Annotated in this window: 1 protein-coding gene; it reads left to right on the top strand. The window is 44.9% G+C overall.

Features of this window, described 5'->3' with window-relative positions:
- A partial coding sequence (locus ACFINO_RS10855; protein ID WP_375655863.1) for a S1 RNA-binding domain-containing protein occupies positions 1 to 305 on the top strand: 305 nt, incomplete at both ends.

Genomic DNA, 305 nt, shown 5'->3' with positions numbered 1-305 from the left:
AAAAGACATGGCTATTATTGATGCTGGACTTAAAGTCGAAGGACGTATCCCACTCAAAGAATTTGGAGCTAAAGGAAAAGATGGTTCCTTGCAAATTGGTGATGAAGTGGAAGTCTATATTGAACGCATTGAAAATGCAATGGGGGAAGCTGTTCTGTCCCGTGAAAAAGCACGGCGCGAAGAAAGCTGGATCCGTTTAGAAGAAAAATTCAATGCCGGTGCACGCGTCGATGGCGTTATCTTTAGCCAAGTAAAAGGAGGCTTTACAGTCGACCTTGATGGTGCGGTTGCTTTCCTTCCTCGCA

The organism is Bartonella sp. AA83SXKL (assembly GCF_042196965.1).
In the GTDB taxonomy this organism is placed as follows: Bacteria; Pseudomonadota; Alphaproteobacteria; order Rhizobiales; family Rhizobiaceae; genus Bartonella.
Note: the sequence above shows the minus strand (reverse complement) of the source record. Positions and strands in the feature narration are given on the sequence as shown.